The 25613-nt window shown below is 55.9% G+C and carries 19 protein-coding genes; 9 read left to right on the forward strand and 10 right to left on the reverse strand.

Features of this window, described 5'->3' with window-relative positions; translation table 11 throughout:
* The first annotated feature begins 57 nt into the window (after positions 1 to 57).
* Complete coding sequence (locus ACETPC_RS16330; RefSeq protein ID WP_380183096.1) at positions 58 to 2187, forward strand: TonB-dependent siderophore receptor; 2130 nt, start codon at positions 58 to 60, stop codon at positions 2185 to 2187.
* A 16-nt stretch (positions 2188 to 2203) separates the two neighbouring features.
* The gene (locus ACETPC_RS16335) at positions 2204 to 3298 is read left to right on the forward strand and encodes an ABC transporter substrate-binding protein (protein ID WP_380183098.1); all 1095 of its coding nucleotides are present in this window, start codon (positions 2204 to 2206) and stop codon (positions 3296 to 3298) included.
* A gap of 305 nt (positions 3299 to 3603) precedes the next feature.
* Here the strand turns inward: ACETPC_RS16335 and proP are convergent, their stop codons facing one another.
* Complete coding sequence (gene proP / locus ACETPC_RS16340; protein WP_380183099.1) at positions 3604 to 5109, reverse strand: glycine betaine/L-proline transporter ProP; 1506 nt, start codon at positions 5107 to 5109, stop codon at positions 3604 to 3606.
* 414 nt (positions 5110 to 5523) lie between these two features.
* On the opposite strand from proP, the gene ACETPC_RS16345 reads away from it, so the two are divergent.
* Positions 5524 to 6006 carry a hypothetical protein gene (locus tag ACETPC_RS16345; RefSeq protein ID WP_380183101.1) on the forward strand — a complete coding sequence of 161 codons (483 nt, stop codon included), beginning with the start codon at positions 5524 to 5526 and terminating at the stop codon, positions 6004 to 6006.
* 56 nt (positions 6007 to 6062) lie between these two features.
* Here the strand turns inward: ACETPC_RS16345 and ACETPC_RS16350 are convergent, their stop codons facing one another.
* Positions 6063 to 7625 (reverse strand): EAL domain-containing protein, encoded by a 1563-nt coding sequence (locus tag ACETPC_RS16350; protein ID WP_380183103.1) that lies wholly within the window; start codon positions 7623 to 7625, stop codon positions 6063 to 6065.
* 191 nt (positions 7626 to 7816) lie between these two features.
* Between ACETPC_RS16350 and ACETPC_RS16355 the strand changes: the two genes are divergently transcribed.
* Positions 7817 to 8581 carry a class II aldolase/adducin family protein gene (locus tag ACETPC_RS16355; protein ID WP_380183105.1) on the forward strand — a complete coding sequence of 255 codons (765 nt, stop codon included), beginning with the start codon at positions 7817 to 7819 and terminating at the stop codon, positions 8579 to 8581.
* A gap of 9 nt (positions 8582 to 8590) precedes the next feature.
* Positions 8591 to 9532: an ABC transporter substrate-binding protein gene (locus ACETPC_RS16360; RefSeq protein ID WP_380183107.1), complete on the forward strand. Its 942-nt coding sequence runs from the start codon at positions 8591 to 8593 to the stop codon at positions 9530 to 9532.
* A gap of 3 nt (positions 9533 to 9535) precedes the next feature.
* Here the strand turns inward: ACETPC_RS16360 and ACETPC_RS16365 are convergent, their stop codons facing one another.
* Positions 9536 to 10597, reverse strand: a complete 1062-nt coding sequence (locus tag ACETPC_RS16365) for an AI-2E family transporter (RefSeq protein ID WP_380183109.1) — start codon at positions 10595 to 10597, stop codon at positions 9536 to 9538.
* Positions 10598 to 10817: 220 nt separating this feature from the next.
* On the opposite strand from ACETPC_RS16365, the gene ACETPC_RS16370 reads away from it, so the two are divergent.
* Entirely contained in the window at positions 10818 to 12026 is a 1209-nt protein-coding gene (locus ACETPC_RS16370; protein ID WP_380183111.1) for an MFS transporter, read from the forward strand.
* A 113-nt stretch (positions 12027 to 12139) separates the two neighbouring features.
* On the opposite strand, the gene ACETPC_RS16375 is transcribed toward ACETPC_RS16370, so the two are convergent.
* Positions 12140 to 12964: a TIM barrel protein gene (locus ACETPC_RS16375; protein WP_380183113.1), complete on the reverse strand. Its 825-nt coding sequence runs from the start codon at positions 12962 to 12964 to the stop codon at positions 12140 to 12142.
* 497 nt (positions 12965 to 13461) lie between these two features.
* On the opposite strand from ACETPC_RS16375, the gene ACETPC_RS16380 reads away from it, so the two are divergent.
* Both ACETPC_RS16380 and iolB read left to right on the forward strand, forming a co-directional pair.
* Complete coding sequence (locus ACETPC_RS16380) at positions 13462 to 14967, forward strand: CoA-acylating methylmalonate-semialdehyde dehydrogenase (RefSeq protein ID WP_380183115.1); 1506 nt, start codon at positions 13462 to 13464, stop codon at positions 14965 to 14967.
* Positions 14968 to 14985: 18 nt separating this feature from the next.
* The gene (gene iolB / locus ACETPC_RS16385) at positions 14986 to 15807 is read left to right on the forward strand and encodes a 5-deoxy-glucuronate isomerase (RefSeq protein WP_380183117.1); all 822 of its coding nucleotides are present in this window, start codon (positions 14986 to 14988) and stop codon (positions 15805 to 15807) included.
* A gap of 345 nt (positions 15808 to 16152) precedes the next feature.
* On the opposite strand, the gene ACETPC_RS16390 is transcribed toward iolB, so the two are convergent.
* Genes ACETPC_RS16390 through ACETPC_RS16405 form a run of 4 tightly spaced genes read right to left on the reverse strand, consistent with a single transcriptional unit; the run spans position 16153 to position 22296 of the window.
* Positions 16153 to 17622, reverse strand: coding sequence for a nucleobase:cation symporter-2 family protein (locus tag ACETPC_RS16390; protein ID WP_380183119.1), 1470 nt, complete (start codon positions 17620 to 17622; stop codon positions 16153 to 16155).
* A gap of 59 nt (positions 17623 to 17681) precedes the next feature.
* Positions 17682 to 19007: a putative aminohydrolase SsnA gene (gene ssnA / locus ACETPC_RS16395; RefSeq protein WP_380183121.1), complete on the reverse strand. Its 1326-nt coding sequence runs from the start codon at positions 19005 to 19007 to the stop codon at positions 17682 to 17684.
* Positions 19008 to 19009: 2 nt separating this feature from the next.
* Positions 19010 to 22117, reverse strand: coding sequence for a putative selenate reductase subunit YgfK (ygfK, locus tag ACETPC_RS16400; protein ID WP_380183123.1), 3108 nt, complete (start codon positions 22115 to 22117; stop codon positions 19010 to 19012).
* A gap of 23 nt (positions 22118 to 22140) precedes the next feature.
* Complete coding sequence (locus tag ACETPC_RS16405; protein WP_380183125.1) at positions 22141 to 22296, reverse strand: hypothetical protein; 156 nt, start codon at positions 22294 to 22296, stop codon at positions 22141 to 22143.
* 173 nt (positions 22297 to 22469) lie between these two features.
* Between ACETPC_RS16405 and ACETPC_RS16410 the strand changes: the two genes are divergently transcribed.
* On the forward strand, positions 22470 to 23294 hold the full coding sequence (locus ACETPC_RS16410; protein WP_380183127.1) for an XdhC family protein: 825 nt from the start codon (positions 22470 to 22472) through the stop codon (positions 23292 to 23294).
* Here ACETPC_RS16410 and arcC read toward each other — a convergent pair.
* Positions 23281 to 24213, reverse strand: coding sequence for a carbamate kinase (gene arcC / locus ACETPC_RS16415; protein WP_380183129.1), 933 nt, complete (start codon positions 24211 to 24213; stop codon positions 23281 to 23283). The two genes, ACETPC_RS16410 and arcC, sit on opposite strands and share 14 nt — an antisense overlap.
* Positions 24213 to 25598: a dihydropyrimidinase gene (gene hydA, locus ACETPC_RS16420; protein ID WP_380183131.1), complete on the reverse strand. Its 1386-nt coding sequence runs from the start codon at positions 25596 to 25598 to the stop codon at positions 24213 to 24215. Before hydA ends, arcC begins: the two co-directional genes overlap by 1 nt.
* Positions 25599 to 25613: the final 15 nt, after the last annotated feature.

The following is a 25613-nucleotide window of genomic DNA, read 5'->3' on the forward strand; positions in this document are numbered from 1 at the left end:
AATAGCAATGAAAATTATTATCATCCGCGCCAATTATAACGACAGCCTGCGCCTATTATGAAAACACCTTTTGCTATGCCTTTTGCCGCCTCAGGCGCTAAAGGAAAAACGCCCCTGTTTTTACTCTTTTCCCTGATTAGCACCGCCGCGCTGGCTGCGGAGAACGGCGCTGAAACGCTTACCGTTACTGCCGCTCGTGCCGACACGGCGGGCAGCTATAACCAGGACACAGCCACCGCCGCAACCAAAACGTCCGCGCCGCGTAATGAAACGCCTCAGTCTGTCAGCGTGGTCACGCCGCAGGTAATCGAAGACTATCAGGTTAAAAGCGTGACCGACGCAATGAAGTTTGTTAGCGGCGTGACCCAGGGCAATACGCTGGGCGCGATTGAAGACGGCTTCGTCAAGCGCGGCTTCGGCAGCAACTCAGATGGCTCTATTTTTATCGATGGCGTGCGCAGCAACCAGGGCCTGTCGATGGACAGCACCATAGACCATGTGGAGGTGCTGAAGGGTTCCGCCTCGCTGCTGTATGGCATTCAAAATCCCGGCGGCATTATCAATCTGATAAGCAAAAAGCCGCAGTATGAATGGAATACCCGTATTAGCGGCGAAACCACCAGTTCAGGCGGCGGCGCGGGCAGCGTAGATATCACCGGCCCGCTGGGCGACGGTTTCGCCTTCCGGTTGATTGCGGAACGACAGCGTGAAGACTACTGGCGCAACTTTGGGGTAAAGGAGCATACGCTGTTGGCCCCATCGCTAAGCTGGTACGGCGATAAAGCCTCGTTCAACATCAGCTATACCGAATATAAGTTCGATATTCCTGTCGATCGCGGCACCGCTTTTATCAACAAGAAGCCGATCAACATCCCTTACAACCAGCGTATCGACGACAGCGCCAACCATGCCTGGGGGAAAAACAAGCGCCTCAACGTCAGCTACGGCTACAATCTGGATGAGACATGGGAAACCCACTTCAACTACGCCTGGATGCAGCGCCGCTATGACAGTAATGAAGTGCGCGCGACAGCAATCAACGCGACAACGGGCATTGTTTCCCGTCGTGCGGATGCCAACCGCGGCTTCAACCATCAAACGACTTATCTCTCCTGGGATATTGGCGGCAGCCCGGAAATCTGGGGCATGCAGCATGACATCATGCTGGGTCTCGACTACGAGCAGGATGAAACCTATAAAGCCTATTCTTACCGCGGCAAGGTTTCGAAAACCTTCAATATGTACGATCCGGTTTACGGCGAAGAGCCGCCGGTCAACGCCAGCACGGTTTCTGACGCTCAAAGTAACCTGCGCACTAATCTTTATAGTCGCTCGCTTTATGCCAAAGACAGTATTCACCTGACGGATAAATGGATAGCGGTAGCGGGTGCCCGCTATCAGCGCTATACCCAAACCGCCAGTAGCGGCTGGAGCGATCCGCAGACCACGCTGAACGATCGCGGCGATGCTTTCCTGCCACAGATGGGATTAGTGTACAAAGTACGGCCGGATCTGTCGCTTTATGGCAGCTACAGTAAATCCTTTACGCCTTCAACCCAGACCGATGACGACGGCAATGTCGCCTCGACGGAAAAAGGCACCACCTATGAAGTGGGTGCCAAGTGGCAAATGGTGCCTGCGGTGTCCGCCACGCTGGCGCTCTACCGTATCGACGAAAAAGATATGTCGGTATTGATTAACGGCAGCACGCGCAATATCCCCAAAGCGCGTTCGACCGGCGCGGAAATGGAAATCAACGGCGAGCTGGCGCCTGACTGGAATCTGATCGCTACTTACAGCCACGATAAAACGGAAATCGTCGAGGATGATGTCAATTCCGCTAACGTCGGCAACCGATTGGTCAATGCGCCAACCAACAGCGGCAGCCTCTATCTGACGCATGCCATGCGCTTCTCCTGGTTGCCGGGCGATATCCGCGTAGGTGGCGGCGCACGCTATGTCGGTTCGCGTGCAGGCGATCCGGAAAACAGCTTCACCATGCCGGACTATACGGTTGCAGATGCTTTCGTCGCCTGGGACAGCAAGCTGGTGGGCAAACAGACCCGTCTGAAAGTCAACGTCAACAATCTGTTCGATAAAGAGTATTACGAATCCAGCGGTGGCAGCCTGCGCGTCAGCGAGGGAGCACCGCGTGAAATCGTGGTCTCTGCTTCTGTAGATTTCTGAACCGACAGGAAAAACCATGAAGAAATGGCTGATAATGCTGCTGCTGGTTGCCAGCAGCGCGGCGCAGGCGAAAACGGTAACCGATATTTTGCAGCGCAAAGTCACAGTGCCGGACAACCCGCAGCGTATCGTGCTGGGCGAGGGACGCCTGCTTTATACGCTGGCGCTGGTGGAAAAAGGTAATCCGCTGCGGCGTGTGGCGGGATGGCCTGCCGATTTAGAACATTACGATCGGCAAACCTGGGCGCGCTACACAGCCGCTTTTCCCGCTATCAAAAATATACCGCTAATTGGCGGAGCCGCGCCCGGCCAGCTCAGCGTGGAAAAAATTATCGCGCTGCGTCCCGATCTGGTTATTCTGCCGCTTTACGCTAAAAAGCCAACGACGCAGGATAATTTGCTGACGCAACTGAGCGCGGCGGGCATTCCGGTTATCTATGTTGATACTCGCGTGGATCAGCTTAAAAATACCGTGCCCAGCCTGCAAATTCTGGGCGAAGCGCTGGACGACCAGCAGCAAGCCCGGCGTTTTATCGCTTTTTACCAGCAGCATATGGGGCTGATCCGCGAGCGGCTGCGCCAGGCCGATCCGAAAAAGCCGAGCGTGATGCTACAGCTGCATATAGGCCGCCGCGAAGAGTGCTGTACTACCGTTGGGCACGGCAATCTTGCTGATTTGCTGGCCTTCGCAGGCGGCAACAATATCGCCGCCGGCAAATTCAGCAGCGTATTTGGCCAGTTAAGCCCGGAGACGGTGCTGGCCGCCCAGCCCGACTTTTTCCTGGCGACGGGATTAGGTAACGGACAGCATCAGCTGCAGTTGGGCCCTCAGGCTACTCAGGAAGCGGCGCGGCACTCTTTTTCCCGGGCGCTGGCCGCTCAGCCGGTGCTGGCGCAGCTGGCGGCGATTCGCCACGGCAGAACGCTGGCGGTCTGGCACAATTTCTATCTCAGTCCCTGGCATCTGCTGACGGTAGAAATCTTTGCCAAAACGTTACATCCACAACTATTCCAGGATGTGGATCCGGCCAATACGCTACGGGAAATGAACCGGGATTTCCTGCCGCTGCCGGAAACCGGTACCTACTGGACCACGGGCGAAAAGCTCTGACAGGCGCATAACAGACGAAAAAAAGCCCGCGATAGCGGGCCTCAGACTACTGATAAACTCGAACCCTTCATCAGGACTCTCTTTTTTTACAGCAATACGGCAGCTTGATAGCGGCAGAGGCTGAGCGGATAAGTGGACCGTTTGGCGAATGGACGCGCCAACCGAGCCATCAGGGACGATTTCACGGCGTGTCCATGTTCCGCTCTGCCTCTGCTGCTCTGGCACTGATTTAAACGCAACAAAGAGTTTGTCATCAACCTGAAGCCCGCGATCGCGGGCCTCAGGCTAAAACAACTTCGTACAGATTACTCGTTAATACGCGGATGCTGGTTGATCAGATGCTTACGCTTTTCTTCCAGCTCGGCAATCTGCTCATTAATATCTTCGATCTTGCTCTCGATATTATCGTGGTGTTCCTGCAGCAGCTCTCTGGCTTCGGCAATATCAGACGCCGCTGGCGTAGCGCCGCGCAGCGGCATATTAGCCGTCTCTTTCATTGCGATACCGGTAATCAAGCCGACAACCGCTACCACCATCAGATAGTAAGCTGGCATATAGAGATTAGCGGTGTATTCCACCAGCCATGCCGCCAGCGTCGGCGTCAGGCCAGCCACCAGAATCGAAATATTAAAGGCGCTGGCCAGGGCGCTGTAGCGGATATGGGTAGGGAACATCGCTGGCAGCGACGACGCCATCACGCCGGTAAAGCAGTTCAGGATCACCGCCAGCAGCAGCAGACCGGCAAAAATCAGCCCCATTACGTTGCTGTTAATCAGCATAAAGCACGGCAGCGCCAGCAGCAGCAGCGCGATACTGCCGATAATCACAAACGGGCGACGGCCGAACTTATCGCTCATCAGCCCCATTACCGGCTGAATAAACAGCATACCGATCATGATCGCAATAATAATCATCACGCCGTGATCTTCGGAGTAATGAAGGTTATGCGACAGATAGCTTGGCATATAGGTCAGCAGCATGTAATAGGTCACGTTGGTCGAAAGTACCAGACCGATACAGGCCAGCAGGCTTCTCCAGTGTTTGGTAGCAATTTCCTTAAAGGAAACTTTCGGGCCATCGGCCAGGCCTTCGCGGTCGCCCTGTTCCAGCTTATCGACGTGCTGCTGGAACGCCGGGGTTTCCTCCAGCGCGTTACGCAGGTAAATACCGATTAGCCCCAGTGGCAGCGCCACGAAGAAAGGAATACGCCAGCCCCAGTCGAGGAAGTTCGCTTCGCCGACCACGGTTGAAATCAGCACTACCAGGCCCGCGCCCGTCACGAAACCGACAATGGAGCCGAAATCGAGCCAGCTACCCATAAAGCCGCGCTTGCGGTCTGGCGAATATTCGGCCACGAAGATAGAAGCGCCGGTATACTCACCGCCGACTGAAAAGCCCTGCGCCATTTTGCACAGCAGCAGCAGGATCGGCGCCCAGATACCGATACTGGCATGAGAAGGTATCAGGCCGATACAGAAGGTACTGACCGACATAATAACAATAGTAATAGAAAGGATTTTCTGACGGCCATACTTATCGCCCAGCGCGCCGAAAAACAGACCGCCAAGCGGGCGAATAAGGAAAGGAACGGAGAAGGTCGCCAGCGCGGCGATCATTTGCAGACCTGGATCGGCACCCGGGAAAAACACCTGGCCCAGCGCATAGGCCACAAAACCGTATACCCCAAAGTCAAACCACTCCATGGCGTTGCCAAGCGACGCGGCGGTGATGGCTTTGCGTAACCTGGCATCATCAATGATCGTTACGTCTTTTAAGCCAATCGGCTTAACACGCTTCCTACGTAGCTTCATATAAAACACCCTGTAATTGACTGTTTCCTGAAAAAATCATCCGTTCTGCCACGCGACTGTAGCGGGGCAGAGCGAAATAACGTACGGACTTTTGTCCTACAGACAGAGATTGGTAGCAAGCTTGTTGTTCCTGTAACAAATTCCTGTCTGCTTTCAGTATATCGTCTCTACGCTGCGTAACATAATTTCTAACTGAAATTAGATTATGTTACCAATTGTTACAGCGTGGGCGGCGCGCTTGCCATCACTCCTCAAGGCGAAAATGGTATCCGCAACGCGGCCACAGCAGGCATAAATAGCCGCAATAAACACATTTTTTTATATTAAAATCAAGCCCAGAACCCGGATGAATTAAGTATTGCACCTGCTTCTTTGATCAGTAATACTGCCAGCCGCAGTTATGCGGAGTGTGCAATGTATAATAAAACAAAATCTCCCTTTGAAAATTATTGGTTGTCTGTTACCGAGGTTAATTTAAAATTTTCCCAAAAGGTCACAAAATTAAACCCTGGTAAAATTAAGGTTTATGCAGACCAAAATGCCTGGTTAGATTGTGGTAAAAGCGCAGACAAGATGCTGCAAAAGTGTGGGGTCAACTCAGGGGAATTAGCCCTGTCGCCCCCCAAAACAAAAGGAGTAAAATCAAATTATTTAGCTGATTTTACTGGTGAAATAGAGGGTTTCAGAGCTGAGAGAGATCGCCCAAAAAATCAGCATGAAATATATCAGGAGTATCAGCAGCTCACGGAAAGTATTATATCCACGCTGGAAAGGATTAATGAAAGACAGCGGTTAAAACGTGAGGAAGCCGGAATAAAAACGAATGTTCAGAAAAGCCTTTCCGAAGATGAGGCGGTGACGGTAGCATTACGCGCCGCATTACGTCATCGCAAATGAAATTGTAAATCGTTACGCATTTAGATCGCGTTGTTAATACCAGATGCGATAAATGATTAAATCAGCGGACGTTGGCCTTCCTGTTTTAGCCAGGCCATTAGCGCGCCGCTGTCCATCGGATACGCATAATAATACCCCTGAATAAATACTACGCCGCGATCCTGCAGATAATGCAGCTGCACAGCATTTTCTACGCCCTCCGCCACAATTTTCAACCCAAGCTTGTGGCTGAGCATGATGATTGCGTCCAGCACCGGCGCTTCGCCTTCCACCGCCTCAATGGCGTTGATAAACCCCCGATCGATTTTCAGGTAATCAAGCGGAAAGGTTTGCAGATAAGAGAGCGAACAGTGGCCGGTACCGAAGTCGTCAACGGCGATATGAATGCCTTCGCTACGCAGCAGCTGCAGTTTTTGCACGACCTCTTCGCCATCTGAAAGCAGACTGCGCTCGGTTAGTTCCAGCGTAATGTCCGGCTGATGCACCGCCATACCGGCAGCGAAATAGCGCATATCATCGACAAAGTCGGCGTGCTGCACATGCGCAGCGGCCACGTTAATCGCCAGACGAAAATCGGGCGGTAGAATCCACTGCTTTGCATCTTCAAGCACCAGCTCTATCAGATGGCGCGTTAGCGGCACTATCATGCCTTCATCTTCAGCAGCGGCGATAAACAGATCCGGCCTTACCCAGCTACCGTCCGGCTGCTGCCAGCGCATCAATATCTCGGCGCCGCTGGCCCTGCCAGTAGCAATATGGTAAACGGGCTGATAATTCACTGAAAATTCGCGGCGTAACATGGCCTGCCGCAGCCGATCGCGCATAGAAAGCTTACGTTTCAACCAGTTATTGGTCACGGTCATCAGCAGTAGCGAAAGGATTAGCGCCATAGGTAAAAAAGTAAACAGACCGTGGCGCCAGTTCAGCGCAATATCGCTGGCGGGCGAAGTCACCTGAACGGCGATGGGGTAGCGGCCGGAACTTTTGCCCAGCGTCGCCGCCTGTAGCAGGCTGTGCTCGTGCGTTTCGGTCATATGGCTACTTAGGGCGAAGCCGCTGCCGAATTGCAAATCGATGCTGTTGTTTTGGCTACTGCCGACCGCATTCATCACGTCCAGCAAATATTGGCCGTCTACCAGTACAAAAGTGCTGAAATGGCCCGGCGCATCGTACATAAAAATTACGGCAGGGCGATCCCGTACGGCCCAGGTTTTGCTTAAGGAAAGCATCCACCGCGCGCTGCGGTTTTCCGGCGGCTGACGCTGGATAATGGTGGCGATATTGATGCTCATGCTGCCAAAAGCAGAAGAGCAGGACACCAGATCGTCCTGCATCAGCCCTACCGAACGGAAATAGGGGAACAGCGCCGCATAGCGCCGCAGCTGCTCGTTAATATCCGGGCAAGACTTTCCTGTAAAAAGCTGTAGCCGATCGATCATACTCCAGGCTCGATCGGCGATCGCTTCAGCATGCGACAGCAGCATATCGGCAGTGGCTTCCTGCTGCCGTTTAACAATTTGCCTGGCGTCAATAAAAGTAAAAACCAGACAAAGCAGCAGCGGAACTATGCCAGCAACGGCCAGCAATACGCCTCTTTTCTCACCATTTTTTTTCGGCACGTCCAACCCCTGTGAGCGGCATTCCTGCGCCGCCTGAAAAAAGTAAAGGTAGCATGGCGCCGGGAAAAAGCGTGTCGCCGCCGCTTAGCTAATTTTATGCAAATTATTGCCGTATTGATCGTTTCCGCCCGGCGTTTCTTCTGTGCCAGGATGCCCAGGCTACCCATCATGCTGTTATTCAGGAGGTTTTTATGACCGGCGCTCTGCATTCCGCCGATTCGCTTCGTGCGCGCATTACCGACGCCGAATGGCAGGCTCGCGTCAAACTGGCGCAGTGTTACCAGCTGGCCGCGCGGCTGCGTTGGACAGACCATATCTATACCCACTTTTCGCTGCGGGTGCCGGGTGACAAGCCGCATTTCCTGATCAACGCCTATGGCCAGACTTTTGACGAAATTGCGCCGGAAACATTGGTAAAAGTCGATCTGGACGGCGAAATTCTGGATGACCCCAGCGGGCTGGGTATCAATCCCGCAGGCTACGTCATTCATAGCGCCATCCACCGTGCCCGGCCACAGACACATGCTGTCCTGCATACGCATACGGCGGCGGGAATTGGCGTGGCGGCGCAGAAAAACGGCCTGCTGATGATCTCGCAGCACAGTATGCGTTTTTATCGTCGGCTGGCCTACCACGATTATGAAGGTATCGCGCTGGATCTGGATGAACAGCAGCGTATCGTCGGCGATCTTGGCGATCTGAATGCGCTAATCCTGCGCAATCATGGCCTGCTTACCTGTGGCCAGGATCTGGAAGAGGCCTTTTACAACCTCTATTACCTGGAACGCGCGTGCGTGGCGCAGCTGGCCGCGCAGTCCGGCGGCGCGGAACTCACGATTGTTCCCGATAACGTGGCGGAAAAAGCCGCGCAGGTTTTTGATAACGGTATTAAAAACAAAAAATATCTTCTGCACTGGGATGCCTATATCCGTCAGCTACAGCGCAATGCGCTTTAAGGAACAAGCATGAAAGCAGGAAAAGTTGCGCTGCTGCTGTTGGGGCTTATCGCGGTAGCTGGGACGGCAAAAGCGGAAAAAGTCACGCTGGTATTGGGCGATCAGGCGCGTAACCTGCGCTCGCTGGTCGAGGCCTCGGGCGTCATGAAGGATGCGCCTTATGACTATCGCTGGGCAAATTTTCAGGGCGCCGCGCCGCTTTTTGAAGCGCAGCGCGCTGGCGCGGTGGATACTTCCTATGCAGGCGATCTGCCGGTGTTAATGGCGGCTTCTGGCGGCGTCGATCTAAAAATTATCGCTACCAATGTCGGCGACGGTGCCGCCAACGGCCTGATTGTGCCAGCGGATTCACCGCTGCGCAGCGTTAAAGATCTGGCTGGAAAAACGGTAGTGGTTTCCTCGGCTCGCGGCAGCATCTCGCAGCATCTGCTGTACGAAGCGCTACAGGAGGCTAAAGTGCCGCAAACGGCGGTTACGGTGCGCTTTGTCCTGCCGACCGACGCCAGCGCGGCGTTTAATTCCGGGCAAATCGCCGCCTGGGCTACTTTCGATCCCTACCTCGGCATCGCTGAACAGCACGGCGCCCGGCTATTGCGCGACAGTAAAGGCCTGACTACTTCGCTCTCTTTCGTCACCGCGACCGGCAGCTCATTGCAGGATCCGCAGAAGCGGCTGGCTATCGCCGACTTTGCTCGCCGCCTGGCAAAAGCGCGCGCCTGGGGAATTGCCCATCCTGCAGAATATAATCAGGTTTACTCTTCGCTGACTCGCCTGCCGCCAAAAGAGTCCGAAGCTATTACCGCGCGCATTTCTCACGGCATACGCCCGGTAACGGCGGAGGATATCCAAAAAGTTCAGCAGGTGGCCGATCTCTTCTCATCGCTGGCGGTTCTTCCCAATAAAGTCAACGTCCAGGCCATTACCGACACCAGCGTTTTTGACGCGCGCTGACGGCTACTTCTGCAATTTGGGCTTCGGCGTACGCGGCGGCCTGCCGTTGCCCAACAGAATAGCCAGCTTGCTGCCGCCCGGCGTGGTCTCCATCAGGATCTTACACACGCTGGTAAGAGGGACAGAAAGCAGCATACCTACCGGGCCCAGCAGCCAGCCCCAAAAAATCAGCGACAGAAAAACCACCAGGCTGGAAAGGCCAAGGCCTTTTCCCATGACGCGCGGCTCAAGCATGTTGCCAAACACCATGTGAATAGCGCTAAACAGTGCGGCGACCAGGCCCGCTTCGTAAATACCATTTAACAGCAGCGCCTGTAGCGTAGGCGGCACGCCAGCGATAATAGGCCCGATATTGGGAATGTAGTTTAAAACGAAAGCTACTACGCCCCACATCAGCGCGAACTTCACGCCCAACAACATCAGCACCAGCCAGACGGCAAAGCCGGTAATCAGGCTAATCAGGGTTTTCAGCGCCAGGTAATGGGTAACCCCTTTCAGCGCCTTGTGCAGGCCAGCAATACGGATTTTGGGGTTGATCAGCGCGAACCGCAGCTTGTAGGGCAGGTGGTGCACCTCGAACAGCATAAAAATGACCGTCATTAGCAGCAGCACAAAGTTAGTCAACGCCCCGGAGAACTGACTGAGGATCAGCGTTGCCATGCCCATGATAGCGTTGGGATCGAGCCGGGCGGCCAGACTGTTAGTGGACAAATTAATATGCAAAGGCGCGACAAGCTGCTGTGCCTGCGCCAGCTTTTGCGTCATCTGCTGCTGAAGCTGCGGATAAACGGTGGTGAACTCGTCCGCCGAACCGGCGATCATCGCTACTAATAGCCCCAGTGCTATCAGCATGGCGGCAACCACCAGGCTGATAGCCAGGCCGCGCCTCACGCCGCGCCGCATCAGCATCGTTACCAGCGGATTTAAAACAATGGCCAGAAACAGGGCCAGTAAAAAGGGAACCAGAATGGAAGAAGCCGCTTTGATGCCTGCCAATACTACGACCAGCGTCGCCATCTTCAGCAGCATATTCTGCCCCATCTTCTCCTGCTGTGGTGCGTTCATGCCTTCTCCTTTGGGCTTTTTGTGATTAAGTGTAGCGGCAGTTCGCCAGCAAGCGCCTGATTTCAGGAAAGCTCTTAACACGGCACTAGTGCGCAGGCCGCAGCAATCGCTGGCCTGCGCCGGAGAAGACACCGCAACTGATTTTTTCGTTGGGTGTCTGGGCAGGATAAAATCAGGTTATAGTTATTTTTATCTCATCCCGGAAAGGATATTCCCTGCCATGCCTGAACAACCCGCGTCGGAAGCTCCTGGCGCTTTACGCCTGAATCTGCGCATTATTTCCGTGGTTATTTTCAACTTCGCCGCCTACCTGACCATAGGACTGCCGCTGGCGGTGCTGCCTGGCTATGTTCATGATGTGATGGGCTACAGCGCCTTCTGGGCCGGGCTGGTGGTCAGCCTGCAATATTTCGCCACCTTGCTTAGCCGCCCGCATGCAGGCCGTTTTGCCGATCTGCTGGGGCCAAAAAAAGTAGTAATACTCGGGCTTTGCGGCTGTTTGATTAGCGGACTCTGCTATGCGCTTGCCGCTTTAAGTGCGGCAGCACCTGTGGCGAGCCTGCTGCTGCTCTGCCTGGGTAGGGTAATTCTCGGCGTTGGGCAGAGTTTTGCCGGCACTGGCTCAACGCTCTGGGGCGTTGGCGTGGTGGGTTCACTGCATATCGGTCGCGTTATCTCCTGGAATGGTATTTTCACCTATGGCGCGATGGCGATAGGGGCGCCGCTGGGCGTAGGCATCTATCGCTGGGGCGGTCTGCTGCTGCTGGCTGGCGTGGTCACGGCAATCGCGCTGGTAGCACTTTTGATGGCGCTGCCGCGACCCACGGTTAAAAGCGCTAAGGGCAGGCCGCTGCCTTTCCGCGCCGTACTGGGCAAAGTCTGGCGCTTCGGCATTATTCTGGCGATGGGCTCGGCCGGTTTCGGCGTTATTGCCACCTTTATCACGCTTTTTTATCAGGCCAAAGGCTGGGACGGCGCGGCCTGGGCGCTAACGCTGTTTAGTAGTGCCTTCGTCGGCACGCGACTGCTATTTCCCAACGCCATCAATCGCTATGGCGGCCTGATGGTGGCGGCGGTCTGCTTTGCCGTAGAGGCGGTTGGTCTGTTTCTGGTCTGGGGGGCGGTTGATCCCTGGATGGCGAAGCTGGGCGCGCTGCTGACCGGCGCCGGTTTTTCGCTGGTTTTTCCGGCAATTGGCGTAGTGGCGGTGAAGGCCGTTCCGGCGCAGAATCAGGGCAGCGCGCTGGCGACCTATACCGCCTTTATGGATTTATCCCTGGGCATCACCGGGCCGCTGGCGGGGCTGGTAATGAGCTACGCTGGCGTGCCGACTATCTATTTGCTTAGCGCGCTGCTGGTCTGCCTGGCAATGCTGCTGACGCTAAAAGCCCGCCGTTTGCTGGCAGCAAGCGTTCAGGAAAGCGGCTGAAAAAAGCGATTGCCGAAACCGTTAAAAAAAGGGCGGCCATAAAGGCCGCCAGACACAACACAGATAAAAGAGAGGAAATAAGGGATCTGACAATGGCGAAATAAAGCTGGTGGCTACAGAGCCTGATCCTGCAGCAGCCTGATGCTCTGGCGAATTTCTCGCTCGATATCCGCCGCGCTCCAGGCCTCCATGACCGAAGAGAAAGGCTCCAGCGCGTAAATGCCTTTATAACCCATACGTTCCAGCCGCTGTACCTGAGCCGCGCTCTTCAGCAGATCGCCTTCGCTCAGCATAATGCGTTCTTCATCGGTCAGCTCTGCGGTCGGGCGCGTATCCTCGACGCCGGACAGGTGAACCAGACCGATATTGTCGATATCGATGCCGCTTTCAAATTCTTCTTCCGCTTTTTCATACAGATGATGATGGAAAGTATCCAGCAGCAGGCGGAAAGGCACGTTGGCATCGCGGATCAGCGACTGCGCCTGGACGGCAGAGCGCAGCGAGCTGATTGGGAAGCCCAGCGGTTCGACCAGCCCTTCCACGCCATACTTTTCAAAAAGCGGCGCCAGCTTTTTCAGTGCGCTGATGGTTTCTTCCGCCGAAACCGGCGTGCCGTCGTTTAACGGACAGAGCACCAGCGCCTTTGCGCCAACGCCGTTAGCATCTTTCAGCAGGCCTTCCGCTTTTGCCAGCAGCGCGTCGTCAGCCTGATTAAAAGGATAGACGGCGTTAATGGTGACTATCTCCAGACCGTAGCGCTGCGCCAGCTCGCGAACTTCACCGTAGCTCAGATTATCCGTTACCTTGCCGCCGGGCATATCGTTACGCAGCTCAACCTTGTTCAGGCCGAGGCCGTGAACCAGCTGAAAGAAAGACTCAATGCTGAGACCGGGCGCGATCTTGCGGTTAACACAGAAACGGGTTGGATCAATGGCCATCTTGCTGCTCCTGCAAAAGAAAGGGGACAAATGTCGCCAGCGCTGACCTGGGCAACCAGCCTGTTATCAGCACGGCGAGGCTATGCGGCTTAAGAAAACATTTATTTCATAACAAAGGAACTATGAAACTTAAATTTTTGGATCCCTCTCGCAAAATTTCGTTTTTAGCCTGGTGATAGCCCAGTGGCTGGCGCGGTTTCTGAACCGGGCCCTAAGAAGGTTTTTCTTCTGCTGTCCGGATTTTTTAGTGCATCAGACCGCAGCAAAAGCGGGTTCGTACTCTTTTTCATCCTGCTCAGAGGGCAGAGGTTTCCCAACGGCGGGCCAGCAAAAAAATGCGATCTGCGCCGCTAAAAACAGATTTTCTAAAGTCGAGTATTTGAAAAATTTATTCCAATATAATACTGTCTTTGCACGCATTCGGGAATTGCCCGGTCGGGTCGTTTGCCATCAGGGCGGCCGCCGACGGGGAACACATACATCCAAGAGGCCAGAACATGACTATCACAGGAAACTTTATCGGCGGGAAAACCTCTCTGAGCGCCAGCAATGAAACGATTCCGGTTTACGATCCGGCGACCGGCAAACCGGTGCGTGAGTTAACGCAAAGCACGGCGGAAGAAGTAGCCAAAGCCATTGAGGTCGCGCATAACGCTTTTGACGGCTGGTCACGTACTTCGCCGCTGCGTCGCGCCCGCGTGCTGTTTAACTTTAAAGCCCTGATGGAGCAGCATCGCGACGAGCTGGCCGCGCTGATCGTCAGCGAGCACGGCAAAGTCTGGTCAGATGCGCTGGGCGAACTGACCCGAGGTATGGAGGTCGTTGAATTCGCCTGTGGTATTCCTCATCTGATCAAAGGCGAAAATTCCGCAGACGTGGCGACCGGCGTAGACAGCTACTCGCTGATGCAGCCGCTGGGCGTGGTGGCGGGTATTACGCCGTTCAACTTCCCGGCGATGGTGCCGCTATGGATGTTCCCTATCGCGCTGGCCTGCGGCAACACCTTCGTACTCAAGCCGCCAGCGCTGGATCCATCCGCCTCCGTGCGCATGGCCGAACTGCTGACGGAAGCAGGGCTGCCGGACGGCGTCTTTAATGTTATTCACTGCTCAAACGAAGACGCAGAACAGCTCTATACCGATCCGCGCGTTCAGGCAGTCAGCTTTGTCGGCTCCTCCGGCGTGGCGGAACACATTTATAAAACCGCCAGCGCGCACGGTAAACGCGTGCAGGCCTTCGGCGCCGCCAAAAACCACGCAATAGTGATGCCGGATGCGGATCTGGATGCCACCGTTAACGCCATTATGGGCGGCGCTTTTGGCTCAGCTGGCGAACGCTGCATGGCGCTGCCTGTGGTCGTCGCCGTCGGCGATGATACCGCAGATAAACTGATCGCCGCGCTCACGCCGCTGGTCAAAGCCCTGCGCGTGGGGCCTGGCATACAGAAAGGCAGCGAAGAAAACGAAATGGGGCCGGTAGTTTCCGCCGCCCATCAGAAAAAAGTGCTGGGCTATATCGATAAAGGCGTGGAAGAGGGCGCGAAGCTGGTAGTAGACGGCCGTAACTTCCAGGTGCCGGGCTATACAGAAGGTTACTATGTTGGCGGCACGCTTTTCGATAACGTCACCTCAGATATGGTGATCTGGCGGGAAGAGATCTTTGGCCCGGTGCTCAGCATTATGCGCGCGCCGGATTACGCCACGGCCCTGCAGCTGGTTAACAGCCACGAGTTCGGCAACGGCAGCGCTATCTTTACCAGCAACGGTCATACCGGACGCGACTTTGTCCGCGAAGTACAGGCGGGTATGGTAGGGGTTAACGTGCCGGTTCCTGTGCCGATGGCCTTCCATAGCTTCGGCGGCTGGAAGCGTTCCGTGTTCGGTGCGCTCAACGTTCATGGGCCGGACGGCGTTCGCTTCTATACGCGGATGAAAACCGCTACCGTGCGCTGGCCGAGCGGTCAGAAAACCGTCTCTGAATTCAGCATGCCAACCCTGGGCTAATCTACAAGGAGAAGCGTGATGTCATTGCTGTCTAAAGCACAACGCCCGGATGCGCAGGGGCGCATCCAGCAGGTGACGCCGGAAAGCGCTAACTGGCGCTATGTAGGCTTTGAAGCCTGGCAGCTGAAGCAGGGCCAGACTTTGCAGCTTGAAAGTGGCGGCCAGGAGCTGTGCCTGGTGCTGGTCGCCGGACTGGCCTCGGTGAAAACCCGTAACGCCGAATTTCCCGGCATCGGCAAACGCATGTCGCCTTTTGAGCGCACGCCGCCCTATTCGGTCTACGTGCCGCATAACGACAAGGTAGAGGTACGGGCGGATTCCGATCTGGAGCTGGCGGTATGCCGCGCGCCCGGCAGCGGCAACCTGCCTGCACGGCTGATTGCGCCAGGCGATGTGGGCGTCGAAAGACGCGGCAAAGGCCGCAATAAGCGGCTGGTACACAACATCCTGCCGGACGATAAGCCAGCCGACAGCCTGCTGGTGGTCGAGGTCTATACCGACGAAGGCGATACCAGCTCTTATCCCAGTCACAAGCACGACCAGGAGAATTCAGAAAGCGAAACCTATCTGGAAGAGACCTATTACCACCGCTTTAATCCGGAGCAGGGTTTCGCCATGCAGCGCGTCTATACCGACGATCGTTCGCTGGATGAGTGCATGGCGGTCTATAACCACGATGTGGTGACGGTGCCGCGCGGCTACCATCCTGTGGCGACCATCGCCGGTTATGACAACTACTACCTGAACGTGATGGCCGGGCCGGTACGTCTGTGGAAGTTCAGCTGGGAAAAAGATCACGCCTGGGTAAACAGCGAGGAGTATCCACGCAAGCCGGAGTAGTTTCAGTGAAAGCCGGGCAGACCTCCAGGACAGCAGCCAATACGGAGAAACCGAGGCGGTCGGGCAAAAGCAACAGGGCGGCAGGCTGCAAACGCGGCCTGAACTAACCTGAACCAGGTTGACTGCATGCCCGGCACACAACGGCGGCATTTTATCCGCTCAGTGCCGGAGCTGCGACCCAAAGGTTGGTTAGCCAACCGGGTAAGGTGCAGTCCAGCCTGCTGATAAACCTGAGGCTTCCGGCGGGTTCGACTTTTCTACAGCTGCTCCTGGTTTAAACGCGACCAGGCGCCTCAGTTATTATCCGCGGGTCTGTTGAACCACGGCTGTGTGTGCTTTTCAGACCTAATCCGCTTCTTTCGCCTTTTGTTCTCTGGCCCGACGCAGCAGCAGCCACATTCTGACCGTCCTGACCGCTACGGTACGTGCTGCCGTAGACTGAACGAGTTCTTCGGGTGCGCAGTTTACGCAGCTGCGGTTTTGAAACTGAGCGCCTTTACCGTTCAGGATCAGGTTCGCCACAATCGCCACGCAGGTGCCGACCGTAATACCGCTGTGCAAAAACATTTTTGCCATCTCCGGGAGCTGCGCGAACAGCGCAGGCACCAGCACGGGCATTAATCCCAGACCCAGCGTCAGCGCCACCACCATGCCGTTGTTGTTGTTGCGATAGTTGACCTCGCCCAGCGTGCGGATGCCGGAAACGGCAACCATGCCGAACATTACCACGCCAGCACCGCCCAGCACCGGTTTGGGCACGATAACCACCAGCGCGGCCATTTTGGCAAATAGCCCCATTAAAATCAGAATGCAGCCGGAGACAGCCACGACAAAGCGGCTTTTTACGCCGGTCAGGCTAATCAGCCCCACGTTTTGTGCAAAGGCCGCATAGGGAAACAAATTAAAGAGGCTACCGCAAAAGGTGGCCATGCCGCAGGCAAGCAGCCCTTTCTTCAGCGTCTCCCGATCGGCTTTACGGCCTACCATTTCACCCGTAGCAATCATGGATGACATGGTTTCCACCATCACCACAATCATTACCATCGACAGCAGCAGGATTGGCACCAGATGAAACTCCGGAGTAGCAAACTGTAGCGGAACGGGCACGTTCACCCAGGGGCTGAACGCTACGCGGCTGAAATCCAGCGTATCGACGAAATACCACAGCGTGGTACCTGCAACCAACCCGATCAAAACGGCAATATTTTTAATCAGTCCGGAGCCAAAGGTATAAATATTCAGAATGATCACCAGCGTCAGGGCGGCCATCGCCAGCGAGGTGACGTTACCAAATCCGGCCATGCCGCTGCTTCCTCCGCCTATCCAGCCACCGGCCACCGGCATAATCGACAGGCCAATCAGCGTGACGATAGATCCCATCACGACTTTGGGGAAAAAGCGTACCAGTCGGCAGATCCAGGGCGCGCTAATTAACGTAAAACCCCCGGCAACCATGACCGCGCCGGAGATGCCGCCCATGCCGTACTCCCGGCCAATCAGCACCAGCGGGATCAGCGCGGCAAAGGTACAGCCCTGTACCACAGGCAGGCGACAACCCAGCCAGCGTCCGGCACCCAGCGTTTGCAATAGCGTAGCCAGGCCGCAAATTACTAAATCGCAGCTAATCAGGATAATAATTTGCGCGTCGCTGAGGCCAAGCGCCGCGCCAACTACGAGCGGTACGGCCACGGCACCGGCATACATAACCAGCACATGCTGGAGTCCATAGAGGATCATTTGTCCAACGGGCAGCACCCGATCGACAGGTAAAACAGAAGCCGGAAGTGATTCGGTGTGGACTGCAGAGGCATTCATTGATGTATCTCCCTTACGGCCGGGCACTCGTCCCGGCTACGATTCGAAGGCTTACCGATTTACAGCCCGGCTATGTTTTGCCACAGCCTGGCAGCGGCTTTGCGCGCGCGCGCATAAAGCGGTTCAATGTCAAAGGGGAACTGGCGATCTTCATAAACCAGCTTGCCAGCGACCATCACGCTGTGTACCGCCGTGCTGTTGAGGCCGAAAGCCAAATGTCCCGCCAGGTTTTCTGCCCGGAGCGGCGTAGGCGAAACGTAGTCGCAGATGGTCAAATCTGCGGTATAACCTGCAGCCAGCTGGCCGAAAGGCTGTAAGAAATTCCGCTCCAGCACGATATTGCCGTTATGCAGCATGCGTAAGAAGCTGTCTGGCCAGAGCGGGCCGCCCGCATCGCGATGTTTAAAGTAGGCGAATTTCAGCTCCTCAAACATATCCGCGCCAATGCCGTCGGTACCTAACGCTGCCAGCTGGTAGTCGGCCAGATGATGGTTATAGCCGACATGGTTATTCATGTTGGAACGAGCATTGTGCGCCAGGCAGGCCTGACGCTGATTAAGCAGCGCGACTTCCTCCGCCGAGAGCCAGAGCGCGTGCGCAATCAGTGTTTTTTCGTCCAGCAGGCCGAACCTGTCCAGGCGGGCGATGGGAGCCATACCGTACTTATCATGGCTGTGCGAGACGTCGTAGCGATCCTCCGCTACATGGATATGCAGCCCACGGCCTGTTTCCCGCTTTGCTTCGGCCAGCATCGCCAGGCCGCTATCCGGTACGGTAAACGGCGCATGCGCGCCAAGGTGGCACTCAACCAGCCTTTCCTGCAGGCTGTCGGCGCGGCGGGCATCGATCAGGCGGGCGAAATCGATGTTTTCCGATACGCCCGCTTCAAGCTCGCGCAAACCGCCGTTGCGATCCGTGGTTTCAAAACAGGTCATGCCACGCAGCCCGGCTTCGATAAATCCACGCCGCAGGATCGCCAGCGATCCTTTAATGAAGTTCGGCGAGGCATGATGATCGATAACCGCGGTGCAGCCGTGGCGGATCGCCTCAAGTGCGCAGATCAAACCGCTGTAATAGAGCGACTCTTCATCCAGGGCTCGGTCCAGTCGCCACCAGAGATTTTTTAGCGTGGAGATAAAATCCGGGCAGGGAGGAATCGGCGCCAGCACGCCGCGTGACAGGCCTGAATAAAAGTGGTTATGCGCACAGACCAGCCCCGGCATAACCAACTTACCGTGCATGGGCTTAGAGTAGGCATCCGGGTAATCCGCCGTGAGATCGCCGCCAACGGCAACGATTTTATCGCCGTCGATGGCAATATCGCCGTTTTCGACGACCCGGGCGGGATAAAAATTAACAAGAGTACAGTTTTTCAGCAGCAGCATGGTTATTCCTCCACTCTGCCCAGCAGGTAAGCATGTTGCTGGCGCGTGTAGCTGATAATGTTGGCCATGGTTTGCAGTTCGTCAGGGATCTCATCCGTGATATTGCCCTGGCTGTCGAGATCCAGCTGCCAGACGCGTTTGTTCAGGCGTAGCCGAACCTGCTGTTTGTCGAGTAAAAAGCCGGGATTGGTACTATTTTCAAAATCGTCCTGGCGACTGAACAGGGTGATTTTGTCTTTATAGGGTTTCCCCTGCCACGGACAGAACTGCGCGCAGTTGCCGCATTCGTTACAGAGCGCGTCCAGATGCAAAATTTGCTGGCGGCTGCTAAAGCCCGGAACGGCAAGCGCAACGTTAGCGCGATTCGGGCAGACATCCACGCAGCGGGCGCAAACGTAGTTGCATTCCAGACAGCGGGCGGCTTCCTGACGGGCAAAAGCCTGCGCGTCGTCTGCCTCTATTTGCTGCACGGCAACGACGCCGTGGCGGCGATAAATGGCAATGGGATCGCTGTTCAGCCAGCGTTTGTCTTCATCGTTGCAGTGAATATTTTCTCGTTTGAGAATGGCGCGCGTGGCCTTGCGCGCGCCACCAATCGCCGCAACCACCGAAGCCGGGCCGCTCTGCACATCGCCAATTAAAAAAACGTTTGGCAGGCTGGTTTCCAGCGTGTGCGGATCGACCTCGACATGGCCGGAAGCGGAAAGGGGCAGACCGATTTGCTGCAGAACCTGTTCATCCGGTTTTTCGCCGGTGGCGGTGATTAGCGCGTCAAAATTCCGGCTCAGCGTTTGCGCGGTGGCTTGCGGACGGCGTCGGCCCTGGTCGTCGGGTTCTCCGGGCTTCATGACCCGCAGCAGCAGCTCGCCGTCGGGCATATAGCTTTCGGGGTTGACCAGCGTCATAAACTGCACGCCTTCCTGCCTGGCTGCGGCTATCTCTTCCGGCCAGGCGGGCATATCCTGTTCTTCCCGGCGATAAAGCAGGGTGACGGAATGAACCCCCGGCACTTTCAGCGCGGCTCTGGCGCAGTCCATCGCCGTGTTGCCTGCGCCCACCACGGCTACGTCGCCCTGAATCGCGCCATCGACGCACTGCTGATTAAATGCCTTCAGGAAATCAAACGAGCGGAAGACGTGCGGATTGCCGCCCGCCAGCGGCAGCGCATTGTTTTTTCCGGCGCCGATGCCGAGACAAATCCAGCTGAACCCCTGTTGGCGAAGCTGCGCTATGGTCAGGTTGGGGTCGCAGTTGAAAACGAACCTGACGCCGTGGTCGGCGATAAACTGAATATCCTGCTCAATCAGCTTCGCCGGGATGCGGAACCGGGGCACGATATGCTGCACGACGCCGCCGGGGCTGGCTTCGCGTTCAAACAGTGTGACCGGATGGCCCGCCCGCGCCAGAAAGAAAGCGGCGGCAAGCCCGGCTGGCCCGGCACCTACTACCGCAGCGGGATGTTTATCGCCTGAGCCTGCCGGTTTATGCCAGCGCTGGCGATACGCCTGCCAGCCTTTTTCCAGCACGATTTTTTTAATCTGGCGGATATTAAGCGCGTTGTCGTAATCCAGGCGAGTACAGTTATTCTGGCATTGATGATCGCAAATATGGCCGGTAATCGCAGGCAGGGCATTACGCTGGTAGATTAAATCCAGCGCCTCGACGTAACGGCCTTCGCCCGCCAGCCGGAGATATTCAGGAATATCCTGGCTGATGGCGCAGGCGGTGACGCAGGGCGCGACATAGCAATCCGTCAGCGGTAGCGGGCCGCCAGCGTCGATTTGTTCGCGGGATTTCCAGGATTTTTGCGCCCAGCGCGCGGACAGCGCCTCGTCGGCCAGCTTTTGCAGCCGGGGAACATCAATGGCCTGGCGCGCCCAGCCCTCGCTGTTTTCAAGGATCTGCGCGCAGGTTTTCATCCTTAAATAGCCGCCGGGCTTAAGCAAATCGGTCGCCATCGTGATTGGCTGGATGCCGGTAGCAAAAATCTCCGCAATATTGTACTGGCTGGCGCCACCGGAATAAGAGATGGGCAGCCTGCCGTCGAAATGCTGCGACAGCAGCGCAGCAACGTTAATGGAGAGTGGATAAAGCGCGCGGCCTGACATATACATTTCTTCGCCCGGCAGACGCTGTTTATGATTACGCGTGCCCAGCGTGTTGGTTAACTTCACGCCGAAGGTTCGCTGCTTTTCCCGGCCCAGCGTCATCAGGCGTTCGAGCATGCCCAACGCCTGCTCAAGCGGCAGATCGTGACTAAAGGATTCTTCGCTCAGCTCTATATAGTTAAAGCCATTGTTATCCAGAATTTCCCGCACTCGCCTGTAGCCCAGCAGCGTGGGATTCAGCTTGACGAAAGTATGCAGCTGTTTCTCCGTCAGCATATAGCGGCAGATAGACTCGATTTCGTCTGGCGGGCAGCCGTGCATGGTGGAAAGCGTAACGCTGTTAACCATACGGGCGGAAATTCGCTGGGGCAGTGCCTGTAGATCGGCAGACCGTGCTTTTTGCAGCAGCTGATAGCCGCCGTGGGCGAGAAAGCGCTGCAGATTTTGCCGATACAGCGTGAATTTTTCATGTTTACCGGCATCCAGCATATCGTTAATAAAGGTCTGCATCGCGGGCTGCTTTATTCCCTGCAGATCGTAGCCGACGCTCATATTAAAGATAAAAGAGCGCCCCGTGCCTTCAGGACGCGGCGTGTAAAGCGTTTCCAGCAGGTGTAGCACGAACCAGGCCTTAAGATATTCATCCCAGGCTTTTTTCAGCGTGAATTCAGTAGACCACTCGGTATTAAAGGCTTCGTCGCTGGCGTCAATGCAGGGTTTCTCCAGCTCCAGCCGGTCCAGAATCTGCACGGTTTTCAGTTCAATAAAGCTGCCCCCGGTGAGCCAGGAGACGATAATATTTTGCGCCAGCTGAGTGTGCGGCCCGGCGGCTGGCCCGACCGGAGTATCGCAGCGCTCGCCGAACAGCGCTATCCGCCGCTGCGGGTTCCGTTGATAAAATTCCGTTTCAGGAATACCGAAGATCGAACGATTCTCCTGATATTCCGCGCCTATTCGCGTCAGGAGTTCGTCGAAAGGAATGGGACGCATGATGTCACCCATAAGTAGCTCCTTAATGCTGCCAGTTAGCCGCTTTTCCAATACCAGCGGTTTGGCTGGGCCATAGCAACAAGCGAGCCAGAGTGTTTTTTTGCTGCTTTTTCATCCCTTTTTCGTGATGGCTTTCGCAAATTAGCCAGCGAAGCCAAAACGGCAGCGCGGCGGGTGAGAATGACTGGCATTTGCAAAATCCCGGGCCGCCGTGACGGGCGAAAATCGTCGCAATATAAGAAGACTGGCTCTCATTATGAGAAGGTGAGAGAAAAAAATAATCTATACCATTGAATGTAAAGAAAATAAAAACGGCACAGGGGTTGCATCTGGCTGAGGAAGGAACCATTGCGAGGGAGTGAAAATGAGTCTGTTTGCGCTGGCCAGTCGCCTGGAAAAAGAAAACCGCGCTTTTGCGCTACTGCATATTATTGAGTGCCGAGGCTCTTCACCGCGTCATTCGGCTACCATGCTGGTATCGGAGGAGGGCGTGACGGCAGGCACCGTTGGCGGCGGAATGATTGAGCGTCTGGCGGTAGAACAGGCCATGTCCGCGCTGGCAGAAGAGCGCTCGCGCCTCTTCCACGGCAAGCTGGCGCGTCAGGGCGCGGATGCGGTGGGTTCTGATTGCGGTGGCGCAATGACTATCTATATTGCTGTCTATCCCCGTCGCCCGGCGCTCTTCCTGCTGGGCGCGGGCCATGTCAACCGGGCAGTGGCTCAGGCGGCCATACCCCTGGGGTTTCAGGTTACTATCGCCGATCCCTGGCAGGAAAATCTGCGGCATCCGGCGCTGCCGAAAGCGTGCGAGCGCGTCAGTGGCACCGACTATAGCGATATTCTTGCCCGGCTTAAGCTAACCGACAGCAGCCTGGTGATTGTGGCGACCAACCACCAGGACTGGGAAGTGCTGGAGAAAATTATTTATCTGCCGCTGGGCTACCTGGGGCTGCTCGCCAGCCGCCGCAAAGCGCAGCACTACCGCGAAAAACTCAAGAAACAGCCGCTCGACGAAGCGCGGCTGCAAAGTCTGCACGCGCCGGTAGGGCTGGATATTGCGGCGGAAACGCCAGAGGAAATCGCCACCAGCATTCTGGCAGCGCTGATCCAGCACCGTCGCCGGATCGTCACCAGCGACGAGCAAATAATCGATAAAGTAGACAAATTGCTGGCCGCTACTGCTGAATAAGAGTACCGGTCTGGCCCGCAATGCCTTCCCGGGCTTTGGCAAGCAGCGTAATCAGCGTTTGACGGCCCGGCTTTGACTCGGCAAAGGCAACAGCGGCTTCAATTTTCGGCAGCATAGAGCCAGGCGCAAACTGTTTATCGGCAATATAGCGTAGAGCTTCCTGAGGCGTCAGTTTATCCAGCCAGCGCTCCTGAGGCTGACGAAAATCCACCGCAACTTTTTCGACGGCCGTCAGGATAACCAGCATATCCGCGTCGATATCCTGCGCCAGAGCCGCGCTGGCAAGATCCTTGTCGATCACGGCATTGGCACCCTGAAGGTGGTTCCCCTGAGCGATGACCGGAATGCCGCCGCCGCCAGCCGTAATCACTATCTGACCGGCCTCCAGCAGGGTTTTGACTGCGTGCGCCTCAACTATTTCTAAAGGTTTGGGCGAGGCGACCACGCGCCGCCAGCCACGACCGGCATCCTCCATTAACAGGATCCCCATCGCCTTCAGCTTGCGTGCCTCTTCCTGCGACAAAAAAGAGCCGATCGGTTTATCAGGATGCAAAAACGCCGGATCTCGCGCATCCACGCGCACCTGGGTAATTAGCGAAACCACGTTTTTACTGATGCCCCGATCGAGCAGCGCTTCACGCAGCGCATTTTGCAGATCGTAACCGATATAACCCTGGCTGAGCGCCACGCAAACCGACATCGGCAATATTGGCGAATGGGCTGCCGTATGGGCCGCCGCTTCAAACGCCTGGTGGATCATGCCGACCTGGGGACCATTGCCATGGGTAATAACCAGCTCGTGGCCTTCCGCTATCAGCTCCACGATAGTTTCTGCCGTACTCTGCACGGCCTGCATCTGTTCGGTCAGCCCGGCGCCAAGCGCATTGCCGCCCAGCGCCAATACGATTCTTTTTTTCATCAGTGACTCCCTGTTACAAATGGCTTACGAGAAATAAAACGACCGTGTCCGGCCTGGCCAGTAAAGCGGCCTTCCCGACAGACAACTTCTCCCCGGGAAAGGGTCATAACTGGCCAGCCCTGACAGCAAAATCCTTCATAGGGTGTGTAGTCGCCGTTATCGTGCAGATCGGCGTGATGCACAATTTGCTGGCGGCGAGGATCGAACAGTACCAGGTCGGCATCGGCACCGGGTTGCAGACTGCCTTTTTCCGGCCACAGGCCAAACAGTTTCGCGGGCATGCTGCTGGTCAGTGAAACAAAACGCGAACGGCTGATGCGGCCCTTCATAACGCCTTCAGAAAAAAGCAGGGCCAGCCGGTTTTCTACGCCGGGCAGGCCGTTAGGGCAGCGGGTAAAAGCACCCGTCGCCATCTGCTGGCGCTGCCGGTAAGGGAAATTGCAGTGGTCGGTCGCCAGCGTATCAATAGCGCCGTCGGCGATGCCTACCCACAATTTATCCAACTCGCTGTGCGGACGTAGCGGCGGGCTGAGGATATATTTCAACCCGTCAGGCAGCAAATAGCGGCTGATATCCAGTAACAGATACTGCGGGCAGGTTTCCGCCCAGACCGGCTGCCCGCTTGCCCGTGCCATCCGGATATAGTCCAGTCCCTGTCCGTTAGAAAGATGAACTATATATAAAGGCGCGTTATCTGCCATTCTGGCCAGGTTGATAGTGCGTGAAATCGCCTCTGCTTCACAGGCCAGCGGCCGGCTGTGGGCATGCCAGATCGGTGCGGTTTTGCCCTGCTGGCTAAACTGGCGCAGACGCCAGCGTATCGCCGCATCGTTCTCCGGATGCACCGTCGCCAGCGCGCCCGCTTCGTTAAGCCTTTGCAGCACCTCCAGGATAGCTTCGTCCTGCAGCATATGGCCGTAGGTCAGATAAAATTTAAAGCTGCTAATCCCTTCCCGCTGCACCATGGGCGCGATTTCCTCCAGAATTTGCGGATTAACATGCTGAATAACCCCGTGAAAGCTGTAATCAATAACCGCACTGGCGGCATCACGGTGATACTTCTCCAACTGGTGATGCAGCGAACAGCCAGCCGGGCCAAAGCCCATATGGTCGACAATGGTGGTGGTGCCGCCGCACGCCGCGGCGCGTGTGCCGGTAAAAAAATCGTCGCAGCTTTGCGCAATACCAACGTCTATATTGAAGTGGGTATGCACATCTACGCCGCCCGGCATGACCAGCAGTTCACGGGCGTCAATGACGCCCATGGTTTCATCTGCATCAATCTGCGGCGCGCGCCGAACGATTTTCCCCTGCATAATCAGCAGATCCTGACGGTACTCCCCGGCGTCGTCCACCAGGGTGCCTCCTTTCAGCAATATCTTCATTCTCGCTCTCCTGCC

The organism is Pantoea sp. sgz302252, from assembly GCF_042610525.1.
GTDB lineage: Bacteria > Pseudomonadota > Gammaproteobacteria > Enterobacterales > Enterobacteriaceae > Erwinia.